This window comes from Paenibacillus sp. 598K, assembly GCF_003851045.1.
Taxonomy (GTDB): Bacteria; Bacillota; Bacilli; order Paenibacillales; family Paenibacillaceae; genus Paenibacillus_D.
In genome coordinates this window covers 1-210 of sequence record NZ_BFBX01000331.1, presented here as the reverse complement: position 1 = coordinate 210, position 210 = coordinate 1, and the positions used below count along the sequence as shown (strand labels likewise).

Sequence of the window (210 nt, the reverse complement as noted above, 5' to 3'; positions counted from 1 at the left end):
CCGGCCGCATAGCAAATCGCACAAGTCGGCCGCCATTGCCCGGCGGCAGCTGGCTGCAGGCGCAGTGGGCATCACGACGGCCAAGCTGTCGGAGGCCGAAGCGTTAGCGGCTGCGGGCATCCGCGATCTGTTGATTGCTTATCCTATTGTGGGTGAAGACAAGCTAAGACGACTCGCAGCACTGCACAGGGAAGCGGAGCTCATGGTGAC

1 pseudogene is annotated in these 210 nt (G+C 62.4%); it reads left to right on the top strand.

Annotated elements, in window-relative coordinates:
• Nucleotides 1–210 (top strand): annotated as a pseudogene (locus PA598K_RS35335) (alanine racemase); the annotation flags it as partial.